The organism is Sphingomonas sp. (assembly GCF_051962185.1).
Taxonomy (GTDB): domain Bacteria; phylum Pseudomonadota; class Alphaproteobacteria; order Sphingomonadales; family Sphingomonadaceae; genus Sphingomonas.
Genome location: NZ_JBQCCN010000219.1, coordinates 1 through 20,893 on the forward strand (window position 1 = coordinate 1; position 20,893 = coordinate 20,893).

Genomic DNA, 20,893 nt, shown 5'->3' on the forward strand with positions numbered 1-20,893 from the left:
CCGATCTGGAGGAAAATCTCCCTCGCTTGCCTGCGCGCCGTGCCTAGTTAGGGTATGCGACACCGAAAAGGGAGAGAGCACAATGAAGTGGATCGCGATCGCGGCACTCTTCACGATAATTGCGGTGCCGATCGCCGCCCAGACCAGTGCTGCGCCGCGACCGATGCCGGCCTATCCGGGCGTTCCCACCGACCTAGCCAGGGCTGCGGCCGCGTTCGATCTCGCCCAGGTCAAAGGTGACGGCGCGGCGCTCGAGAGCCTGCTCGCCGACGATTATCTGCTGGTCAACAGCCAGGACAAACGCGAGGACAAGGCGCAATTCATCGCCGACTATACCGCCAAGGGCTTCAGCATGGAGCCGTTCGCGATTGACGATCAGGTGATCAAAGTGTGGAGCGACGGTGCCGTGCTGGGCGGCGCGGTGACGATGAAGGGCATGTCCGAGGGCAAGCCCTATTCGGTGCGCATCCGCTTTTCCGATATCTGGGCCAAGCGCGGGGGCAAATGGCAAGTGATCTACACGCATGCCAATCGCGTGGTGGCGAACTAGGGCGCATCGACATTCAACTGGACATGTCGGCTAATCTAATCCTCCCCTGGCAGGGGGAGGATTGTTGGAACGTAGATACGAAGCGAACATTGTCACTCCCCTCACCCTGCCGAAGGGTGAGAGGAGTTGGTCAGTCCCTCAACGTCACGCAGTCCCCGGTCCTCAGAACTCGCTGGCGCGCCGCCCCAGCAGGGTCACTTCCACCCGCCGGTTGAGCCGCATGCCGGCGGCGGTGGCGTTGGTCGCGATGGGATCGCGCTCGCCATGGCCGGCGACCGAGAAGCGGGCGCGAGTCACGCCCATCGCGTCGAACGCGCCGCGCACGCTGGCCGCGCGACGTTCGGACAAAGCCTGGTTGTGCGCGTCGGTACCACGCGAATCGGTATAGCCGTCGATCGCGACGCGCACGCCGGGATTGGCGCGGAGATACGCGGCGAGCGGCCGCAATTTGTCGATCGCGCCGGGGCGCAGCACGTCGCTGTCGGTCGCGAACAGCACGTCCTCGTCGAGCCGCATCGTCGCGCCGCGCGCGGTCTGGCGGAAGCCATAGCCATGCATCGCGCCGCGATCCCAGCCGCCGCGGCCGGGACGGTCGACGACATAGCCGCGGTCGCGCGCATCCCAGTCGAACCCGCGCCGATCGGGGCCGGCGATCGTGGCGAAGGCGCGATTGGCGGCGCGCGCCTCGAACACCGTCAGGAAATGATCGTGGTTGCGATCGAAATTGCGCATCACGAAGGCGCGGCCGCGCCGGGTCTCGCGCAATTCGGGATAGAGGATGCGCAGGCCGGGTCCGGCGATGCTGAAATCGGGCCCGTCGGGGCGCCCGCCCGACCAGTCCCAGCGATCCTGCGCCATGGCTGGCGTCATGGTCGCGACCAGCGCGGTCGCGGCGGCGAACAGCATTTTCATCACGCTTCTCCCTAAAACATCGTGGGACGATGTGTTGCCTGCGCCGCGCTGAACGCGGCCTTGGGCAGCCCGACAGGGAACGTTCAGGCGGCCGAGACGGTCCCGTCGGCGACTGCGAACCATGACGCCGTGCCGATCTCCTCGAATGGCGCGCGCTCGGTGCCGGTGATCCAGACCTGGCTCCCTGTCGCGGCGAGGCGGTCGAACAGCGCCGCGCGGCGGACGGGGTCGAGATGCGCCGCGACTTCGTCGAGCAGCAGGATCGGAGCGCGACCGACGCGATCGGCGACCAGTTCGGCATGGGCGAGGACGAGGCCGAGCAGCAATGCCTTCTGCTCGCCCGTTGAGCACAGCGCGGCGGGCTGGTTCTTCTTGAGATGCGTGACGGCCAGATCGCTGCGATGCGGCCCGACAAGCGTGCGGCCCGCCGCGGCGTCGCGCCGCCGCCCGGCGGCGAGATCGGCGGCGAGCGTCCCGGCGCCGTTCCATCCCTCGAGCGCGAGCCCGGCGCGCGCGAACGGCCCCTCGGGCTGGTCGGCGAGGCGTTCAGCCAGCGCCGCGACGGTTTCGCGCCGACCCGCGTCGATCACCGCGCCATGTTCGGCCATCTGTGTTTCGAGCGCGCTCAGCCAATGCGGGTCGGGATGCTCGTCCGCCAGCACGCGATTGCGCGCACGCATCGCCGCTTCGTAGCGGTTAGCGTGCTGGGCGTGGTCCGGGCACAGCGCCAACGTCAACCGGTCGAGGAACCGCCGACGCTCGCCTGCGGGTTCGACGAACAAGCGATCCATCGCCGGGGTGAGCCAGAGCACGGTCAGCCATTCGGCTAGCGCAGTCGCCGCCGCGGTCGCGCCGTTGATGCGGACGATGCGGCGGTCCGGCGCGGAAGGCTGGGTGCCGGTGCCGAGCGAAATCTCCCCTCCCGCTTGCGGGGGCTGGGGGAGGGCTTGTTCGGCTCGGTCTTCAGATCGCAGTGCGAAGCCCGACACGCCCTCCCCTAACCCCTCCCGCAAGCGGGAGGGGGACGAGCGGGAGGGGGACAGCGTGGCCGCAACGCCGAACCCGCCGCTTCCCCCTTGCCGCGCCATGTCGCTGAGCGCCGCGCGCCGCAGCCCGCGCCCGGGCGCCAGCAACGACACGGCCTCGAGCATGTTGGTCTTGCCGGCGCCATTCTCCCCGGTCAGCACGACGAAGCCGCGCCCCGGGTGGAGCACGGCTTCGGCGTGATTTCTGAAGTCGGTCAGGATCAGGCGCGACAGCATCGCGCCTGCCCTAGCGGAGTTTGCGGCCCGGCGTCAGCCTTACGCCGCGAGCTTCGCCGGCTCGGCCGGGTTCGGCTGGTTCTTCGCACTCAGATAGGACGCCATTTCGGCACCCAATTCGCGCTGCGCCTTGAGATACGCGACCGGCTCGTCGAGGCCGAGCCGCTTGCGTGCCGCGTCGAGCGGTTCGTGCAGCAGCCGCTCGTAATCCTCGCCGGCGAGCCACTTGGCCTTTCTGCCGCGCTTATAGCCTTCCCACACCGCCTTGGAGAACAAGGCATTGCCGGTGACCTTGAGGCTCTTGAGCGCAGAAGCGCCGCCGATGAACGCCCAGCCCAGCCCGCCGACCTGCGCGTAGCTGAACGCGACCAGCGCCGATTCGCCCAGGCTCTCGTCCGCCTTGTAGCCGGTCAGCACGTGCCAGATATCGTGCGTGTCGCGCACCCGCCGCCCGAACCAGGCATAGGGATGCGGCATGTCCTCCTCGCGGTTGATCTTGCTGACCTCGGCCAGGCCGTCGGCCGAATAGCCGGTCGATTCGAGGAAATGATTGTACGCCGCGCCGACCGTGCCGGGGGCGAATTGCTTGGCGTAACCCGGCTGCGAGAAGAGTTGGGCAAGCTCGACGCGCTCATAGGCCATGCGCCCGCCCTCTTCGGTGGCGATGAAGCGCGCGTAATTCATCGGCGAATTGCCGACGTTGAGCGCGCGCATGATCTTGAACACCTGCGTGGTGTCGTCGCCATTGGCGAGCAGCTTGCGGATCGAGCTGAACGCGGTCTTCCAGTCGCGCTTGCCGGACGTACCGGGAAATGGAGGGAGCTTTGCGGCCATGAAGTGATTCCTTACTGACATTGATGTAAGTAAGCGATCCGGCGCTTCGAGTCAAGCCGGTCCCGATCCCCTTGTGCGCGGCCTCGATAACGATATCGTTGACGGCGTCAGGGGGGCAATCGATGAGCGACTCGTACGAAGATTATCAGCCGGAACCGGGCGGTTATGGACAGTCGAATTACGGCGGTCATCCGGGAATCGCTACCAGTCTGTGCGCATTCCTGCTGGTCGCGTCGTGCGCGGGCAACATGCAGCGAACGGCGCCGGTCGCCCACAGTTCCGCGGAGTTGATCGGTTATATTTTCGGCGGTGCCCTGCTAGGCGCGATGCTCTGGGCGATCGCTTACGGCATCACGATCCGAAAGGCATCGCCGGGCTGGAAAGCGGGATCGCTGGTCGTGCTGCTCATACTCGGCCTCATAGGTTCGCTCTCGCACGTGCTTGCGGGGGGGATGGGCCGAGTGGCCGATCGCCAGGACGCGGTGCGCACCATGGACCAATTGCTGGCGGAAGGCGGGGCGAAGGGCCCGATCACTCCGGGTCCCGACGCCGGCCCGATGACGCGGCTGCTGGCGACCGCGGTCAACGGGCGCCTTGCCGATGCGAAGGCGTTCAATGACGAAGCCGCCGCCGATGGGCTGAACACCATCATATCGTCGACCGGCCTGACCAAATCCACGCCGGCACTCGATCATTGCGATCGCTTCACGACCCTCGCCGATCATGCGACCGCCAATGCCGGGCGGATGCCCCAAATCCTCGCCGAACTGCGCAAGACCGGGGACGAGGCCGTCGCGCGCGGCGAAATCGGCCAAGACGAGCTCGAGGGATTCCTCGAAGGAGTCGCCGGGGCTCAGGGCAATTACAAGACTTCCTGGATGCTCAACGCGCAGGTCGCGGAGGATGCCGGGAAGTTGTGCGCCATCCTCGCGCGCCGGCATTGGCAGATCGGCTCCGATGGCCGGATCCTGTTCGACAATCATGCCGACCTCGCCGCGGCGCAGCCGATCCTGAGCCGGATCAGCGATACCGGCGCTCAACTTCGCCAGGCGCGAACCGACGCCCGCCGCTCCGTCACGAGCGATCTGGACAAAATACGCTGACAGCATCGATCGGTGAAAGCCCGGAAACGGCTGTGGCTTCTCGTCGCCCCGGCGCAGGCCGGGGTCGCTGGTTAGCGTGGTCTGCCCTTTGTTACACAGCGGCCCCGGCCTGCGCCGGGGCGACGGAGCCGCTTCTAACGTCCGTTCACACCCGCATCGGCATCAGGACGTAGAGCGCGGGCGCCTTGTCGTTCTCGCGGATCAGCGTCGGGGCGCTGGCGTCGGCCAGATGGACTTCGACCGTGTCGCTTTCGATCTGGCCGAGGATGTCGAGCAGATAGCGGCTGTTGAAGCCGATATCGAAACCCTGCGCGGCATAATCGCCGGGTACTTCCTCGGCGGCGGTGCCGTTTTCCGGGCTGGTCACCGACAGCGTGATCTTGTCGCGATCGAGCGACATCTTGACCGCGCGGGTCTTTTCGGTGGCGATGGTCGACACACGGTCGACGCCTTCCTCGAAGCTGCGCGGGTCGATCTTGAGGATCTTGTCGTTGCCGGTCGGGATGACGCGCGAATAATCGGGGAAGGTGCCGTCGATCAGCTTCGAGGTCAGCAAGGCCTGGCCCATGTCGAAGCGGATCTTGCTGGCCGACAGCGACACGCCGACCGAGCCGTCGATCTCGTCGAGCAGCTTGCGCAATTCGGCGACGCATTTCCGCGGGATGATGATGTCGGGCATGCCCTCGGCGCCGTCGGGGCGCGGCAAGGTGACGCGGGCGAGGCGATGGCCGTCGGTCGCGGCCGCCTTGAGCACCGGTTGGCCGTCGTCGGCGACGTGCCAGAAGATGCCGTTGAGATAATAGCGCGTCTCTTCGGTCGAGATGGCGAAGCGCGTCTTGTCGATGATCTGCTTGAGCGTTTCCGCCGGCAGCTCGAACTGGACCGGCAATTCGCCTTCGGCGATCACCGGGAAGTCGTCGCGCGGCAAGGTGCCGAGCTGGAACCGCGCGCGGCCCGCGACGATCGTCATCTTGCCCTCGGCCGCGCTGAGCTGGACCTGGCTGCCCTCGGGCAGCTTGCGCGCGATGTCGAACAGGGTGTGGGCGGACACCGTGGTAGCGCCCGGCGTGTCGACCGCGGCCGGCACGCTTTCGTTGATCTGGAGGTCGAGATCGGTCGCCATCAGCTTGAGCGCGCCGTCGCCGGTCGCCTCGATCAGCACGTTCGACAGGATCGGGATGGTGTTGCGGCGCTCGACCACCGACTGCACATGGCTCAGCCCCTTGAGGAGCGTTGCGCGTTCGATCGTCGCCTTCATGTCCTAACCCCCGGGCCGGTGCCCTGATTTTTTCCGACCCGCCAGACGAGAGAATCCGGGGGCAATTAGCCGACTCTCTTCCTTAACGAGAAAAAGGGCCGGAGCAAGCGCCCCGGCCCTCGTTTCACACCCTGTTATCCCCCGTTTTTGTGGATGAATCGCCTCAGAAGCGGACACCCACGCCGGCAACCAGCTGGTGCCGATCGGTATCGACCGAGAAATTGTCGGTATTGCCGCCGCTCGGATATTCCAGCCGCGCCTTGCCGTAGTTCGAATAACGATATTCGACCTTGGCATAGGCCTTGCCGCCGAGCGACTGTTCGAGGCCGACGCCCGCGCGCCAGCCGTCGAGGTTGAAATGCTGGCCGGTTTCGGTCGTGCCGTCCGACGCGACGAGGTCGAGCCGCTGGTGGGTGTAGCCGCCCTTGCCGTAGATCAGCGTATGCGGGGTGACCGCGTAACCGATCCGCGCGCCGGCATAGAGGTCGCGGCCCGCCTTGACCCGGCCATAGCCGAGCGCGCCGGCAGCGGAGGGGTTGTTGGTGACCTTGGCCGTCGATCCGGTGACTTCGCCCTCGACGCCGAACACCCAGCCGCTGTTGGTCTGGTGATCGTAACCGACGTCGCCGCCATAAGTCAGGCCGCTGGCCGAGTTGCTGTCGTCGATCGAGGAATTGGGGACCTGGCCCGGCTGGACGCGGTCGTACCCCAGAATGACGCCGGCGCGAGGGCCGTCGAAGCTCTTGTCGGGATCGGATTGGGCGAGCGCCGGGGTTGCGGAAAGCGCCGCGAGGGTGGCGGCGGCGAGAACGAGCTTACGCATAAATAACTCCATTCACTCATTTCCCCGCGGTCGCCGGGGGGTCGGCGGCGCGGGAAGGGGCAAATGGGTGGGCGCGCGAGAGGTTGCATGAACCTCAGATAAACAAGGAAATCCGTTGCTTTCGCGCCACAGGCGGTTGAAAGCGCGGGGTATGGCGACCATGGGGCGGCAGGGGCGCGACTTCATCGCGCGGCACGGCGAAACGGTGTTCAACGCGGCCGGCCGGCTGCAGGGGGACCATCCGCACACCCCGCTGACTCGCGCCGGATTCGCGCAGGCCGATGAGATGGGCGAAGCATTGCGGCACCGGCTGGGCGACAAGCCGGCGATGACGCTGTGGGCCTCGCCGACCGGGCGGGCGTTGCAGACGCTCGCCGTGATCGCGGAGCATGTCGGACTCGACTGGCACCAGGCGCGGACCGATCCGCGGCTGACCGAGATCGGCATGGGCAGCTGGGGCGGACGCTATTATCGCGACGTCATCGCGGAGGTCGGCGACGTGATCGACCGCCCGAGCGGCCTGCTGATCACCGCGCCCGACGGCGAACTCTATTCCGCGATCGCCGCGCGCGTGTCGGGCTGGCTCGCGGAAACCAACGACGATCCGGGCGACCGGCTGGTGATCATGCATGGCATTTCGAGCCGGGTGATGCGCGGCGTGATGACCGGGCTGGCGCCGGTCGAAAGGTTCGGAGCGCCTGCCGCGGGACATCTGCCGCAAGGCTCGCTGGTCATGATCGAGCACGGGGTGGAGACGATCGTCCATCTCGGCGGCGGTGGAGAAACGGTGTGAAGCGGACGGCCGCCGCAGCGGCGATCATCGGAATGGCGCTCGCGGTTCCGGCGGTCGCACGCGACACGATCGGCGTGTGGGGCCGCTGGGGCGCGTTCAGCGATCCCAGCCCGCGCCGCTGCTTCGCGATCTCGCAGCCGGTCGATGCCGATCATCGCGCGGGCTTCGCCACCGTCGCCAATTGGCCCGGGCAGAACATCCGCAGTCAGCTCCACATCCGGCTGAGCCGCGGCCGCGCGAGCAATGCGCGCGTGACGCTCTCGATCGGCGAGCGCCGCTTCGACCTCGTCGCCGGTGCCGGCGATGCCTGGGCGCCCGACGCGCGCACCGACGCGGCGATCGTCGCGGCGATGCGCAGCGGCCGCTCGATGAGCGTCGAAGGACTGGGCCGCGACGGCTCGGCCTTCGCCGACGTCTATGCGCTCAGCGGCGCGGCGACGGCGATCGACGCGGCGGCGCTGGCCTGTCGGCAGTAGCGACCGGTCCGCGGTTAGCGAAATTTCGGGTCGGTCAGGATCGGATCGGAAATCGCCAGCGGGTCGACATCGCCCAAGTCCTCATTGTCGGCCGCCTTCTCGGTGCCGCAGGCCAGACGGACCATCCGCGATTCAGGCGAATCCTTCGGCGAGTGCGACCATGCGGTCGGCTCGTCCATTTCGCCGATCTCCGCATGAGCGTCGTCGAACATCTGTCGCTTCAAGTACCGAATGGTCTGATTGCCGCAATCCGCTTCCGTAAAGTTGACCCCGCGCACGAAGAGATCTCCCTTGCGGGCAAAGGTGTACGACCAGAAGGTGCGTCGGCTGCCGTCGGCCTGTACCGACCCGACATCGATCAGAACGGTACCGAACTTCGTGGCGGTGCGCGTGATATTGGCGACCACGACCAGATCGCGCGCCGGCGTGCCGTTGGCGCAGAGCAAGGTGGCGGCGAAACCGATGATCCAGTGCATTTACATCTCGAGACGTTGGTGGAACCCGGCGCCACGGTGAACGAGCCGACGATCACCCGCAAGTAATTCGGGTGCCGCGGTAGCCTTGCTCAGCGCGCCGGATCGTTACCGAGATAATCCCTCAACCCCGCGACCAGCGCGTCGAACACCGCGCGCACGGGTGCGGAGGCGCGCAGATCCTCGTGCATCACTACCCAGGTGTGCAGCGGAAAGCTGATCCGGTCCGCGAGCAGTCGCACCAATTGCGGATAGCGGCGGGCGAGCGCGACCTGGCACAGCCCGACGCCCACGCCGGCGCGGATCGCCGCCATATGGGCGAGGTCGCTGTCCGAGCGGAAAGCGAAATCCTCGACCCGGAACGGAATGCCGTGCGCGCGCAGCGCCCGAACCACATCGTTGTCACTCTCGACCCCGATCAGCCCGAGCGCGATCGCCTCCTCGACAGTGGTCGGCAACGGCCGGCCGGCGAGCAAGTCGGCGTGCGCGTGGAGGCCCAGCTCGATCGTTCCGATCCGCTGCGCGACCAATGCCTCTTGCTGCGGTCGCACCATCCGCACTGCGACGTCCGCCTCGCGCCGCAACAAATCCTCGGCGCGATTGGTCGGGCTCAGCGCGACGACCAGCCGCGGGTTGCGCCGGCGCAATTGGGCGATCATCGGCGGCAGTACCTCGACCGCGATCACGTCGCTCGCCGACACGCGGACCAGCCCCGCGACCTCGCCGCCCTGGGTCGCGCCGCGGGCGAAGGCGGCGGCGGCGATCTCCATCGCCTCGGCGTGCTGGCGCAGCGCCAGCGCGGCATCGGTCGGCACCAGCCCGTCGGGCGCGCGGGTGAACAAGGCGACACCGATCGCGCGCTCGAGCTCGGCGATCCGCCGCCGCACCGTCGGCTGCGCCAGCCCCAGTCGCCTGGCCCCGCCCGACAGGCTGCCTTCGCGTAACACCGCGAGGAAGGCGCGGTGACGTTCCCAATCGTCGCTCATCATTTTTGTATAGGCTGATCATCAAACCGCGACAATTTTATACAGCCGTGTTTCCGCCGATATCGTCTCCATCAACTCAAGGAGACGAACGATGGCGAAGACGGTGTTGGTGCTCGGCGCGAGCGGCGGCGTGGGTGGCGAGACGGCGCGGGCGCTGATCGCGCATGGCTGGACGGTGCGCGGACTGACGCGGTCGCCGCGCGAGGGCGGCGGGATCGACTGGCGGATCGGCGACGCGATGGATCGCGATGCGGTGCTCGCGGCGGCGGGGGGCGTCGATGCGATCGTCCATGCCGTCAACCCGCCGGGCTATCGCGACTGGGAGAAACTGGCGATGCCGATGCTCGATAACAGCATCGCCGCCGCCCGCGCCAACGACGCGCGGCTCGCGCTCCCGGGCACGATCTACAATTACGATCCGCGCACCTCGCCGATTGTCGCACCCGACAGCCCGCAGCGTCCGAACACGCGGAAAGGCGCGATCCGCGTCGCGATGGAGCGCGCGATCGAGCAATCGGAGGTCAAGGCGGTGATCCTGCGCGCCGGCGATTATTTCGGGCCGCGGCCCGGCAATAGCTGGCTCAGCCAAGGCCTCGTCACCCCGGGCAAGCCGGTCGGCCGGGTGATGGTGCCGGGCAAGAAAGGCGTCGGCCATGCCTGGGCCTATCTGCCCGATGTCGGCGAGGCGTTCGCGCGGCTCCTCGACAAGGGCGACACCTTGCCGCGTTTCGCCCGCTATCATTTCGCCGGCACTTGGGATGATGACGGTCATCGCATCACCGGTGCCATCGCGCAGGCTGTCGGCCGGCCGGTCAAGACCTGGCGGATGCCCTGGGCGCTGCTGCCGCTGGTCGGGCTGTTCAATCCGACGATGAGGGAAATGGTCGAGATGCGCCCGTTCTGGGAGAATCCGGTAAGGCTCGACAATGCCGACCTGACCGCCACGATCGGTGCCGAACCGCACACCCCGCTCGATGTCGCAATGGCGACCAGCCTGAAGGCGCTGGGTTGCAGCTGACTTGCCGACCGCCGGTCGGCGTGCCAGCCTGGTCGACCATTGGGGAGGGTAACCATGAATCTGATCGCGCTGATGCTGGCCGCCGCGCCACCGCAGACCGCCCCGCCTGCGCCGCCCAAGCCCCCCAAGGTCGATTGCGCCGACGCCGATCACCGCGCCTTCGATTTCTGGATCGGCGAGTGGGACGTGTTCGCCGCCGGTTCGACCCATCCCGTCGCGCATAGCCGGATCGAAAAGATCGTCGGCTGCGCGATCAGCGAGACGTTCGACCAGTTCATTGGCCCCGGCGGTAAGCCGATCGAGTATCAGGGCCGCTCGATCAGTGCTTTTGTGCCGGCCGATAAGGGCTGGCGCCAATATTATGTCGATTCGGACGGGGCCGCGGCGACATTGACCGGCGGAATCGTCAACGGCTCGATGGTCCTGGTGTCGCGGAACGGCCCGGTCACCAACCGCATGACGGTGAAGCGCAATCCCGACGGCTCGGTCAGCCAGCGCGGCGACTTCTCGACCGACGACGGCAAGACCTGGTCGCCGGGGTACGATTTCACCTATCGCCACAGCGAGACGACCATGGGCCAGATCGGCTATATCGTCCGCCGTACGATAACCGGCACGCCGACGCGCAAGGTCCCGCGCAAACGCCGCAAGTGACGCCCGCGACGATGCCAGAATGCGGGCAGTGGAAAAGTCGCGCCTTTTCCCCTATGTGACGGCGCATGCAGACAGTGTCGGCCGCTCCCATGCCCATCCCCGGGCACATCGATCCCGTGCCCGTGCCCCGCCAGGCGGTGGCGCGCGAGGATGGCCGTATCGACCTCGTCGGCCTGTCGCGCGACGAGTTGCGCGAGGCGCTGCTCGCCGCCGGCATGGAGCCCAAACAGGCGAAATTGCGCGCCAAGCAGATCTGGCACTGGATCTACAATCGCGGCGCGACTGACTTCACCGCGATGACCGACATCGCCAAGGCGCAGCATCCCTGGTTGGTCGAGCGCTTCGTGATTGGCCGGCCCGAGGTGGTCGAGGCCCAGGTGTCGACCGACGGCACGCGCAAATGGCTGCTCCGCGCGCCCGACGGCCAGGATTACGAGATGGTGTTCATCCCCGACGCCGATCGCGGGACGCTGTGCGTGTCGAGCCAGGTCGGCTGCACGCTCAATTGCCGCTTCTGTCATACCGGCACGATGCGGCTGGTCCGCAACCTGACGTCGCAGGAGATCGTCGGCCAGGTCATGCTCGCGCGCGACGCGCTTGGCGAATGGCCGTCACAGCCCGAGGGGCGGATGCTCACCAACATCGTGATGATGGGCATGGGCGAACCGCTCTACAATTTCGACAATGTCCGCGATGCGCTCCGCGTCGTGATGGACGGCGACGGCCTCGCGCTGTCGAAGCGCCGCATCACGCTCTCGACCTCGGGCGTCGTGCCGATGATGGCGCGCGCGGGGGAAGAGATCGGGGTCAACCTCGCGGTCTCGCTCCACGCCGTGACCAAGGAGATCCGCGACGAGATCGTCCCGATCAATCGCAAGTACGGGATCGAGGAACTGCTCCAGGCCTGCGCCGATTATCCCGGCGCCAACAATGCCCGGCGAATCACGTTCGAGTACGTGATGCTCAAGGACAAGAACGACCGCGACGAGGACGCTCACGAACTCGTCCGGCTGATCCGCAAGTATAAATTGCCGGCCAAGGTCAATCTGATCCCGTTCAATCCCTGGCCCGGCGCGCCCTACGAGACCTCGACGCCCGAGCGCGTGCGGCGCTTCAGCGAGATCATCTTCGAAGCGGGGATTTCGGCGCCGGTCCGGACGCCGCGCGGGCGCGATATCGATGCGGCCTGCGGGCAGCTGAAGACCGCGGCGGAGAAGAAGAGCCGAGCCGAGCTGGACCGGCTGGCCGAGGAAAAGCTGGCGGCGCTGGGCTAACCTAAATCCTCCCCGGAACGGGGAGGGGGACCGCGCGGCGCAGCCGCGTGGTGGAGGGGGCCCATCCTGCATCAACCTCTTCGCTTGCGGTTAGTTGGTCGCGGGCCCCCTCCACCAAGCCGCTCCGCGCCTTGGTCCCCCTCCCCGTTCCGGGGAGGATTTTAGATCCTATTCCCCCGCGCGATGCTCCCCAGATACCGCGCGCTCGGTTTCAGCGTCCGCTTGAACGTCTCGCGATCGACCGCGGCCAGCCCGAAATGCACGCCGTACCCCGACCCCCATTCGAAATTGTCGAGCAGCGACCAGTAAAGATACGAATGGACAGGGATGCCGTCGTCCAGGCAGGTCCTTAACCCGGCCAGCGCCTGATCGATGAACGCGATACGCCGCGTGTCGTCGTCGGTCGCGATGCCGTTCTCGGTGACGTAGATCGGCTTGCCGATCGCCGTGTGTGCCCAACGGACCACATTGGCCAGCGCCTGGGGATAGAATTCGTAGCCCGCCGCGGTCATCTCGGTGCCGGCCGGCGGCGGAACCGCGCCGTCGCGATCGACCAGGATGCGCGTATAGGGCTGGACCCCGATGAAGTCGGCATGGCTGCGCGCCACCGCGATCCAGTCACCGTACAGGCGCTTGCGATACTCCTCCGCCAGCGCATGCGCGCCGATCGACTGGATGTCCTGTGTGGTCAGCGTCAGCCCGACCGGCAGCGCGGGCCGCGCCGCCTTGATCGCGGCGTATCCGCGCCGGTGCGCTTCCTGCAGCAAGGGCGTGACGATCGCCGGATCGGCATAGGCCAGCCGCGAGAATCTGGGCGAGTTGGTCGCCTTTGCCGCCACCGCGAGCGACGCCCGGGCGACGTCCATCGCCTTGCCGAGCTGCGGCATGACGTTGACCAGCAGCCCGATATTGGCCTCGTTGAAGGTAGTCGCGGCGTGCATCAGCCCGCCGAGATGCGCGGCGGCCTTGCCGCAGTAGCGCGCGAACAGATCGGGCGAGTCGGCGACCTCGAACCCGCCGCGCATGGCGAACCACAAGGGTGTGGTGAAATGGTTGAAGGTGACGATCGGTTTCAGGCCATGCGCGCGGCACGCCTCGAGCACCCGGGCATAATGATCGAGCTCGGCATTGGAGAAATGGCCCTCGTTGGGCTCGATCCGCGCCCATTCGATGCCCAGCCGATAGCAATTGAAGCCGAGCCCGGCGGCGATCGCGATGTCCTCGGCGTAATGATGATAGCTGTCGCAGGCGTCGCCGGACCGGTCCTTGAAGATCGTCGGCTTGAGATTCTCCATCAACCAGGCGTCGCTGTTGACGTTGTTGCCCTCGCTCTGGTGCGCGGAGATGGCCGTGCCCCAGAGAAAATCGGGCGGCAGGGCGCGGGTGCGCGCTGGGGCCGCGCCGGCCGACGTGGCGGCGGCATAGCCCAGCCCCAGCGCCGCGCCGGCGACCACGGTCCGCCGTGTGAGGTCGCCGGTGGATGCCGGAGCCGATGGAGATAGGACCTCGTCGCGCATCGCCCTCCCTTTCGCCGTGAGTTTATTCACTAACGTTCGGATGAAGATATGCCGCAGGCGAAGTGAAGGTCAACGGTGGGGGGTGGACAATATAAATCCTCCCCGGAACGGGGAGGGGGACCATTCGCGCAGCGAATGGTGGAGGGGGCCCGCGACCAACCAACAGCGAGCGAAGAGGTTAGTGGGGGATGGGCCCCCTCCACCACGCGGCTATGCCGCGCGGTCCCCCTCCCCGTTCCGGGGAGGAATTTCGTGCGTCGCTCGACAAAGCGACACCACTTCGCGAATCGGCCGGCGTGATCGACATCCCTTCCCTCGTCTTCGCCTTCGCCGCCGGCGCCGTGGGTGGCGCGATGAACGCGCTGGCGGGGGGCGGGACTTTCGCCACCTTGCCCTCGCTGCTCGCGCTTGGGCTTCAGGCCAATATCGCCAACGCCACGTCGAACGTCGCCTTGCTGCCCGGCGCCGGGACCAGCGCCTGGGCGTTTCGCGACGAGCTCGGGCCGGTCGGCGGGGTTGGCATCCGCGCATTGTCGGCGATCACTTTCGTCGGCGGGCTGGTCGGCAGCGTGCTGCTCGTGCTCACGCCGAGCAAGGCGTTCGATTTCATCATCCCCTGGCTGGTGCTCTACGCCTTCGTCGTGCTGGCATTCGGCAAGCGCGCCGCGGCCTGGCTCCAGGCGCGGGTGACGATCGGGTGCGGCACCTTGATGGGCGTGCAGGCATTGCTCGGCATCTATGGCGGCTATTTCGGCGGCGGGGTCGGGCTGATGACCACCGCGACCTACGGCCTGCTCGCCGGCCACACGCCGCGCGAGTTGTTCGCACCGCGGACGTTGATGCTGGCGATCGCCAATTTCGCCGCCGCGATCGTGTTCGTCGTCGCCGGCATGGTCAGCTGGCTGATCTGCTTGCCGATGCTGGTCGGCTCGATCCTCGGCGGCTGGCTCGGCGCGCATATCGGCAAAAGACTGCCTGCATCCGCGGTCCGCGTGTGGACGTTACTGGTGACGGGCGTGACGACAATTGTGTTCTTCATGCGGGCTTATGGCTAAGATGGCCGACGATCGAGTGTAGGCGGTCCGGCGTATCGTTCGAAGGAAGCGATGATGGACGACCCGACCATGCCGCCCGAGCCCTCGCCCGACGCGGCGCCCACGGTCTATCGCCACCGCCTCGCGACGCGGCTGTGGCATTGGCTCAACGCGGTGACGATCGTCGTCATGATCGGCAGCGGGATCGGCATCCTCAACGCGCATCCCCGGCTCTATTGGGGGCGATATGGCGCCAATTTCGACCATGCCTGGCTCGATCTGCGGCCATGGAGCGGATTCCTGCATTCGGGCTGGGTGACGATCCCGGCGGGCTACAATCTCGCCATCTCGCGGCGCTGGCATCTGCTGTTCGCGCTGGTGCTGGCGTTCGGGCTGCTCGCTTTCATGATCGCCAGCCTGACCAATCGCCATTTCCAGCGCGACCTGCGCGTCCGCGCGAAAGAAGTCGGCCCGCGCCATCTCTGGGCGGATGCGCTCGCGCACCTGCGCCTCGATTTCCACAATCCCGACGACCCGGCGGCGTACAATATTCTCCAGAAACTGGCCTATGTCGCGGCCATCTTCGTGCTGATCCCGCTGATGATCTTCACCGGGCTCGCCATGTCGCCGGGGATCGACGCCGCCTGGCCCTGGTTGCTCGACGTGTTCGGGGGGCGGCAGTCGGCGCGCTCGATCCATTTCATCGCGGCGTCGGGAATCGTGCTGTTCGTGATCGTCCATTTGACGCTGGTGATCCTGGCGGGGCCGGTCAACGAAGTCTGGTCGATGATCACCGGGCGGTGGCGGCTGCCCGTACCCGCCGAGCCCGAACCGAAGCCCCAAGCGGAGCCCGCCGAATGACTATCATCACGCGACGCAAGCTCGTCACCGGCGGCGCGCTCGGCGCCGGGCTATTGCTGTCGGGCTGCGACCAGCTCGCCAACCAGCCCGATTTCCGCCGCATCCTGTTCTCGGGCGAGAAAATGAATCAGGGGCTGCAACGCGCGCTGGTCGATCGCGGCGCGCTGGCGCCCGAATTCCGGCCCGAGCAGCGCTCGCCGATCTTTCGCACCAACGGCAATACCAACCCGAACACCCCCGACTACAATCGCCAGCTCGCCGAGAATTTCGCCAATTGGCGGCTCGAGGTCGGCGGGCTGGTCGACCGCCCACTGCACCTGAGCTTGGCCGATATCGGCGCCTTTCCGCAGCGCGCGCAGATCACCCGCCACGATTGCGTCGAGGGCTGGAGCGCGATCGCCAAATGGCAGGGGCCGATGCTCGGCAATGTGCTCAAGGCGGCGGGCGTGCGGCGCGCGGCGCGCTTCATCGTCTTCACCTGCGCCGATTTGTGGGGCGGCAGTCCCTATTACGAATCGATCGACATGGTCGACGCTTTCCATCCCCAGACCATCCTGGCCTGGGCGATGAACGACAAGCGCGTCTCGGTCGGCCATGGCGCGCCGCTCCGCCTGCGGGTCGAGCGCCAGCTCGGCTACAAGCATGCCAAATATGTCATGCGGATCGACGCCGTGGCCAGCCTGGCCGGGATCGGCCTCGGCAAGGGCGGCTATTGGGAAGATCATGTCGATTACGACTGGTACGCTGGAATCTGAGCCGCCAGCGCCGGCGGCTTGCGACACGCCCTAGACGGTGACCTGCTCGCCCAGCTCGAGCACCTTGCCCGGCGGGATGTGGAGGAAGTCCGTCGGGTCGCTGGCGTTGCGCTGCAGGAACATGAAGATTCGATCCTGCCACAACGGCATGCCGACTTCGGCGTCGGGTTTCAGCGTGTTGCGGCCGATGAAATAGCTCGCCTTCATCGGGTGCAAGTCGATCAGCCCGGCCTTGGTCGCGTCGCCCAGCGCGCGCGGCACGTCGGGCGTCTCCATGAAGCCGTAGCGCAGGATGATGACGCTGAAATTGTCGTCGATCCTTTTGACCTCGCAACGCTCCTCGACCGGCACTTGCGGGCGGTCGGCGGTGCGCACCGACGCGATCAGATTGACCTCGTGCAGCACCTTGTTGTGCTTGAGATTGTGGAGCAGCGCCCCCGGCGCACTCTCGGGATTGCCGGTCAGGAAGATCGCGGTGCCCTCGACTCGCTCGGGCGGGCGGCGCGACAAGGCGGCGGCGAGGTCGGCGAGCGGCACCGACTGGCGCTGCTCGAACGTCTTGACGATCGCCTTGCCGCGCACCCAGGTCAGGATGGTGAAACCGATCACCGCGGCGATCACCAGCGGCACCCAGCCGCCCTCGACCACGCGCAGGATGTTGGCGCCGAAGAAGATCAGGTCGAGCGTCAGGAACGGCAGGATCAGCAGCAATGCCCAGGGCCGCGGCCAGCGCCAGCGGTGCCGCACCACGACATAAGCGAGCAGGGTGGTGATCACCATCGTGCCGGTCACCGCGATGCCGTAAGCGGCGGCCATCGCCGACGAGGTGCGGAACTGGATGACCAGCACCAGCACGCCGACCAGCAACAGCCAGTTGATCGACGGCAGATAGATCTGCCCCGCATAATCGGCCGAGGTGTTGCGCACCCGGAGGCGCGGCAGGAAGCCGAGCTGCACCGCCTGCTGGGTCAGCGAATAGGCACCGGTGATCACCGCCTGGCTGGCGATGATCGTCGCCAGCGTGGCCAGGATGACCAGCCACGGGCGCAGTGCCTCGGGCGCCATCAGGAAGAACCAGTCTGCATTCTCGAACTTCTGGCCGGCCGCCTGCACGATCTCGAGCTTGTTGAGCGTATAGGCGCCCTGGCCGAGGTAATTGAGACACAGCGCGGGAAAGGCGAGGAAGAACCAGCCGATGCGGATCGGCTTGGCACCGAAATGCCCCATGTCGGCGGTCAGCGCCTCGGCGCCGGTCACGGTCAGGAACACCGCGCCCAGCACGAACAGCCCGAGCACGCCGTGCGTCGCCAGGAAGGTCGCGGCGTGCCACGGATTGAATGCCCACAGGATGCCGGGCTCGTCGGAAATGTGCCACAGGCCGAGCGCGCCGATCACCACGAACCACAGGATGCAGATCGGGCCGAACAGCACCGCCACCCGCGCGGTGCCGCGCGCCTGGATCAGGAACAATCCGATCAGGATGCCGATGGTGACCGCCAGGATGGTGTGCTCGCCGATCGCGTCGGAACCGCCCGGAATCGTGCGCAGACCCTCGACCGCCGACAGCACCGACAGCGACGGAGTGATGATCGCGTCGCCATAGAACAGCGCCGCACCCGCCGCGCCCAGCGCCAGCGCGACTCGCGACCGCCAGCCGAGCGCGCGCCGTGCCAGCGCGGCCAGCGCCAGCACGCCGCCTTCGCCCTGATTGTCGGCGCGCATCAGGAAGGTGACGTATTTGATCGAGACCACCAGGATCAGCGACCACAGGGCCATGCTGAGCACGCCCAATATCTCGTCGGCGGTCAGCCCGTCGGATGCCGCCTGCGCCAGCGCTTCGCGGAACGCGTAGAGCGGGCTGGTGCCGATATCGCCGAACACCACGCCGATCGCGCCGACCGTCAGCGCGGCCAGTGCTTTCTTCGACATGGTGGCGGTGGGAGGAGTGGCTACGGACATGGGAGGGGGATGGCCTGCCGGAGAGGACGGCGCGCTTTACGCCTGTTTTCGCCGCGATCAAGTGGCTTTTGTTGCACTGCCGCAAGCCATTGATCGCGCCCTGCTATTACGGCATGGAGAGCGGATGGTTCCCTTTTCGTTCGCCGGTCACGAGTTTGCCGCGCTGCCCGACGGCGCGCTGTACTGGCCGGCGCGGCGCGCGCTGATCGTCGCCGACCTGCATTTTGAGAAGGCGAGCTGGTTCGCGAGCTTCGGCCAGATGCTGCCGCCCTACGACAGCGCGGCGACGCTGACCGCGCTCGAAGCGGCGGTAGCGGCGGTCGATCCGGCCGAAATCTGGTGCCTGGGCGACAGCTTCCATGATTCGCGCGGCTGCGAGCGGCTGCCCGCTGGCGAACAGGAGCGGCTGCGCGCACTGACCGCGCGGCATCGATTCGTCTGGGTCATCGGCAATCACGACCATGCCATGAGCGATCCGTGCGGCGGCGAGATCGTCGACGAAGCCGAGATCGACGGGCTGGTGCTGCGGCACGAGGCCGACCCGCGCGACTCGCGGCCCGAATTGTCGGGCCATTTCCATCCCAAGCTGCGCGTCCGGGTGCGCGGGCGGCTGGTCTCGCGCCGCTGCTTCGTCGCCACCGGGAGCAAGCTGGTGCTGCCGGCGTTCGGCGCGCTGACCGGCGGGCTCGATGCCCATCATCCCGAGATCGTGCGCGCGGTCGGCCGGCGCGGGGAGGCGCTGGTGCCGATTGCGGATCGGTTGCTGCGGTTTCCGTTGGCGGCGTAGATCGCGCCACACCAACACGGTCATGCCGGGCTCGTCCCGGCATCCACTGTGCAGGTTAGCGAGATGCTGGAGCCTCCTGTCCTGGACTGGCTGCCCGGTGGACCCCGGCACAAGGCCGGGGTGACGGTTGGCTAACAGGCTCGGTATTCCCGCTCTCGCAAATGCCGCATCTTACTTCGCCAGCGTCGGAAACGCCGCCTTGAACGCCGCGACCTTCGGCTTGTCCCAGGCCACGATGTACGGGTGGTTGGGATTCTTGTCGAAGAAATGCTGGTGATAGCCCTCGGCCGGATAGAAACCCCCCGTCTCGATCTTCGTCACGATCGGCCGCGAGAAGGCCTTCGCCTGGCGGAGTTGTGCGATATACGACGCCGCCACCGCACGCTGCGCGCCGTTCTGCGGAAAGATCGCCGAGCGATAGCTGGTGCCGCTGTCCGGCCCCTGGCGGTTGAGCGAGGTCGGGTCGTGCGCGACCGAGAAATAGACGCGCAGCAGGGTGCCGTAGCTCACTACGCGCGGGTCATAGGCGACGCGGATCGCCTCGGCATGGCCGGTCGTCTCGCTCGACACCTGGTCGTAGGTCGCGGTCGCCGCGGTGCCGCCGGCATAGCCCGCGGTGACGCTGGTCACGCCCTTCACGCGCTCGAACACCGCTTCCATCCCCCAGAAGCAGCCGCCGGCGAGGACCGCGACATTGGGCTTCATATTGGGCTGGACGTCGTGCGCCGGGGCCGGAATCGGCACCGCGCGTTCAGCATGGGCGAAGGGGCTGGTCAGGATCGCCGCGGCCAGGGCGCCGGCGGCGGCGAGGGGAAGAAGATATCGAGTCATGCGGGCTGCTCCGTATTGCCTGTCCAGGTACGGAGCGGACCGCTTCATGGTTTCACCGCAGCGTCTGAACGATCGGCGCAGGCTGCGCGCCGGCCGGATGCATCGCCAGCACGCCCAGGCCGCCGAGCGCGAAGCCGCCGACGAAACGCCACAGCGTCGAAGAGGTGAGGAACGATTTCATTTTCCTGGTCCGTTTTGTTGTTGCCGCCCGTCGCGAGCGGTGGGTTAGGTCATCTTGCAGCGGCGAAATCGGCGGCCGGGCCGCCTGCTTCAACCCCTATGGATGAAACATTAGGTTTCCGCGCCTGAACTTGGTCTGGCCCCGCCGTTCATCTGCGGTTCGGGTTCGTTACGGGAGCGTGTTGCGGCGCGAGGCTGGTCAGTCGCGCCCTCGATCCGCCCCGTCGAACGCCGTCATGCCGGGCTCGTCCCGGCATCCACCGTGCAGGCCAGCGAGAAACCGGAGCTTCTAGCCCTGGAGTCGCTGCACGGTGGACCCCGGCACAAGGCCGGGGTGACGGTGGGACTTGAACTCTCGCTCCAAGCGCCCCCTCAGCGCAGCGCCGCGCACGCCGTCTGGATGCGCTCGCATGCCTCGCGCAGCAGCTCGTCCGAGGTCGCGTAGCTGATCCGCATCGCCGGCGACAGGCCGAACGCCTCGCCCTGCACCGCGGCGACCTTGGCGTCGTCGAGCAGATAGCCGACGAAATCCTCGTCGGTCGCGATGGTCCGG

General features: G+C 67.1%; 23 protein-coding genes. 11 read left to right on the plus strand and 12 right to left on the minus strand.

All coding sequences use genetic code 11. The features are described 5' to 3' along the window. Positions 1-82: 82 nt before the first annotated feature. Positions 83-550: a nuclear transport factor 2 family protein gene (locus ACTHJR_RS13910; RefSeq protein ID WP_440523832.1), complete on the plus strand. Its 468-nt coding sequence runs from the start codon at positions 83-85 to the stop codon at positions 548-550. 162 nt (positions 551-712) lie between these two features. Here ACTHJR_RS13910 and ACTHJR_RS13915 read toward each other — a convergent pair whose 3' ends face one another. The 3 genes from ACTHJR_RS13915 to ACTHJR_RS13925 all read right to left on the minus strand — a co-directional run bounded on the left by ACTHJR_RS13915 (position 713) and on the right by ACTHJR_RS13925 (position 3,558). Then, positions 713-1,462 (minus strand): OmpA family protein, encoded by a 750-nt coding sequence (locus ACTHJR_RS13915; RefSeq protein ID WP_440523833.1) that lies wholly within the window; start codon positions 1,460-1,462, stop codon positions 713-715. Positions 1,463-1,545: 83 nt separating this feature from the next. Then, positions 1,546-2,724, minus strand: a complete 1,179-nt coding sequence (recF, locus tag ACTHJR_RS13920) for a DNA replication/repair protein RecF (protein ID WP_440523834.1) — start codon at positions 2,722-2,724, stop codon at positions 1,546-1,548. A 39-nt stretch (positions 2,725-2,763) separates the two neighbouring features. Then, the gene (locus tag ACTHJR_RS13925; RefSeq protein WP_440523835.1) at positions 2,764-3,558 is read right to left on the minus strand and encodes a Coq4 family protein; all 795 of its coding nucleotides are present in this window, start codon (positions 3,556-3,558) and stop codon (positions 2,764-2,766) included. Between the two features lie 122 nt (positions 3,559-3,680). On the opposite strand from ACTHJR_RS13925, the gene ACTHJR_RS13930 reads away from it, so the two are divergent. Then, entirely contained in the window at positions 3,681-4,661 is a 981-nt protein-coding gene (locus ACTHJR_RS13930; protein ID WP_440523836.1) for a hypothetical protein, read from the plus strand. A 145-nt stretch (positions 4,662-4,806) separates the two neighbouring features. On the opposite strand, the gene dnaN is transcribed toward ACTHJR_RS13930, so the two are convergent. Together dnaN and ACTHJR_RS13940 are read right to left on the minus strand one after the other, a co-directional pair. Next, positions 4,807-5,919 (minus strand): DNA polymerase III subunit beta, encoded by a 1,113-nt coding sequence (dnaN, locus tag ACTHJR_RS13935; RefSeq protein ID WP_440523837.1) that lies wholly within the window; start codon positions 5,917-5,919, stop codon positions 4,807-4,809. 163 nt (positions 5,920-6,082) lie between these two features. Next, positions 6,083-6,742, minus strand: coding sequence for an outer membrane protein (locus ACTHJR_RS13940; RefSeq protein WP_440523838.1), 660 nt, complete (start codon positions 6,740-6,742; stop codon positions 6,083-6,085). A gap of 151 nt (positions 6,743-6,893) precedes the next feature. Between ACTHJR_RS13940 and ACTHJR_RS13945 the strand changes: the two genes are divergently transcribed. Both ACTHJR_RS13945 and ACTHJR_RS13950 read left to right on the plus strand, forming a co-directional pair. Then, a complete protein-coding gene (locus ACTHJR_RS13945; protein WP_440523839.1) occupies positions 6,894-7,535 on the plus strand; it encodes a histidine phosphatase family protein in 642 nt (213 codons plus the stop codon). Continuing rightward, positions 7,532-8,011, plus strand: a complete 480-nt coding sequence (locus ACTHJR_RS13950) for a hypothetical protein (protein ID WP_440523840.1) — start codon at positions 7,532-7,534, stop codon at positions 8,009-8,011. The genes ACTHJR_RS13945 and ACTHJR_RS13950 overlap by 4 nt, the downstream gene beginning before the upstream one ends. A gap of 14 nt (positions 8,012-8,025) precedes the next feature. Here the strand turns inward: ACTHJR_RS13950 and ACTHJR_RS13955 are convergent, their stop codons facing one another. Continuing rightward, complete coding sequence (locus ACTHJR_RS13955) at positions 8,026-8,487, minus strand: surface-adhesin E family protein (RefSeq protein ID WP_440523841.1); 462 nt, start codon at positions 8,485-8,487, stop codon at positions 8,026-8,028. Between the two features lie 89 nt (positions 8,488-8,576). After that, positions 8,577-9,470 carry a LysR family transcriptional regulator gene (locus ACTHJR_RS13960; RefSeq protein ID WP_440523842.1) on the minus strand — a complete coding sequence of 298 codons (894 nt, stop codon included), beginning with the start codon at positions 9,468-9,470 and terminating at the stop codon, positions 8,577-8,579. A 91-nt stretch (positions 9,471-9,561) separates the two neighbouring features. Between ACTHJR_RS13960 and ACTHJR_RS13965 the strand changes: the two genes are divergently transcribed. The 3 genes from ACTHJR_RS13965 (at position 9,562) to rlmN (ending at position 12,416) form a co-directional block, all read left to right on the plus strand. Next, the gene (locus ACTHJR_RS13965) at positions 9,562-10,488 is read left to right on the plus strand and encodes an NAD-dependent epimerase/dehydratase family protein (protein ID WP_440523843.1); all 927 of its coding nucleotides are present in this window, start codon (positions 9,562-9,564) and stop codon (positions 10,486-10,488) included. A 54-nt stretch (positions 10,489-10,542) separates the two neighbouring features. Next, positions 10,543-11,142: a hypothetical protein gene (locus tag ACTHJR_RS13970; RefSeq protein WP_440523844.1), complete on the plus strand. Its 600-nt coding sequence runs from the start codon at positions 10,543-10,545 to the stop codon at positions 11,140-11,142. 89 nt (positions 11,143-11,231) lie between these two features. Next, complete coding sequence (gene rlmN, locus ACTHJR_RS13975; RefSeq protein ID WP_440523845.1) at positions 11,232-12,416, plus strand: 23S rRNA (adenine(2503)-C(2))-methyltransferase RlmN; 1,185 nt, start codon at positions 11,232-11,234, stop codon at positions 12,414-12,416. Between the two features lie 161 nt (positions 12,417-12,577). Here rlmN and ACTHJR_RS13980 read toward each other — a convergent pair whose 3' ends face one another. Further along, positions 12,578-13,933, minus strand: a complete 1,356-nt coding sequence (locus tag ACTHJR_RS13980) for a glycoside hydrolase family 1 protein (RefSeq protein ID WP_440523846.1) — start codon at positions 13,931-13,933, stop codon at positions 12,578-12,580. 296 nt (positions 13,934-14,229) lie between these two features. Between ACTHJR_RS13980 and ACTHJR_RS13985 the strand changes: the two genes are divergently transcribed. From ACTHJR_RS13985 to ACTHJR_RS13995, 3 genes are read left to right on the plus strand one after another with little or no spacing between them, the layout of a single operon-like run. Further along, positions 14,230-14,988: a sulfite exporter TauE/SafE family protein gene (locus tag ACTHJR_RS13985; RefSeq protein ID WP_440523847.1), complete on the plus strand. Its 759-nt coding sequence runs from the start codon at positions 14,230-14,232 to the stop codon at positions 14,986-14,988. Positions 14,989-15,042: 54 nt separating this feature from the next. After that, entirely contained in the window at positions 15,043-15,828 is a 786-nt protein-coding gene (locus tag ACTHJR_RS13990; protein ID WP_440523848.1) for a cytochrome b/b6 domain-containing protein, read from the plus strand. Then, a complete protein-coding gene (locus tag ACTHJR_RS13995; protein WP_440523849.1) occupies positions 15,825-16,583 on the plus strand; it encodes a molybdopterin-dependent oxidoreductase in 759 nt (252 codons plus the stop codon). Before ACTHJR_RS13990 ends, ACTHJR_RS13995 begins: the two co-directional genes overlap by 4 nt. A 30-nt stretch (positions 16,584-16,613) precedes the next feature. Here ACTHJR_RS13995 and ACTHJR_RS14000 read toward each other — a convergent pair whose 3' ends face one another. Next, a complete protein-coding gene (locus ACTHJR_RS14000; protein WP_440523850.1) occupies positions 16,614-18,542 on the minus strand; it encodes a potassium transporter Kup in 1,929 nt (642 codons plus the stop codon). A gap of 124 nt (positions 18,543-18,666) precedes the next feature. On the opposite strand from ACTHJR_RS14000, the gene pdeM reads away from it, so the two are divergent. Continuing rightward, positions 18,667-19,329, plus strand: a complete 663-nt coding sequence (pdeM, locus tag ACTHJR_RS14005) for a ligase-associated DNA damage response endonuclease PdeM (RefSeq protein WP_440523851.1) — start codon at positions 18,667-18,669, stop codon at positions 19,327-19,329. Between the two features lie 171 nt (positions 19,330-19,500). Here the strand turns inward: pdeM and msrA are convergent, their stop codons facing one another. The 3 genes from msrA to ACTHJR_RS14020 form a co-directional block, all read right to left on the minus strand. After that, on the minus strand, positions 19,501-20,160 hold the full coding sequence (gene msrA, locus ACTHJR_RS14010) for a peptide-methionine (S)-S-oxide reductase MsrA (protein ID WP_440523852.1): 660 nt from the start codon (positions 20,158-20,160) through the stop codon (positions 19,501-19,503). 52 nt (positions 20,161-20,212) lie between these two features. Continuing rightward, positions 20,213-20,341, minus strand: a complete 129-nt coding sequence (locus tag ACTHJR_RS14015) for a hypothetical protein (protein WP_440523853.1) — start codon at positions 20,339-20,341, stop codon at positions 20,213-20,215. A 371-nt stretch (positions 20,342-20,712) separates the two neighbouring features. Then, positions 20,713-20,893, minus strand: a 181-nt coding sequence (locus ACTHJR_RS14020) for an aminotransferase class I/II-fold pyridoxal phosphate-dependent enzyme (RefSeq protein WP_440523854.1), incomplete at its 5' end; no start/stop codon positions are given.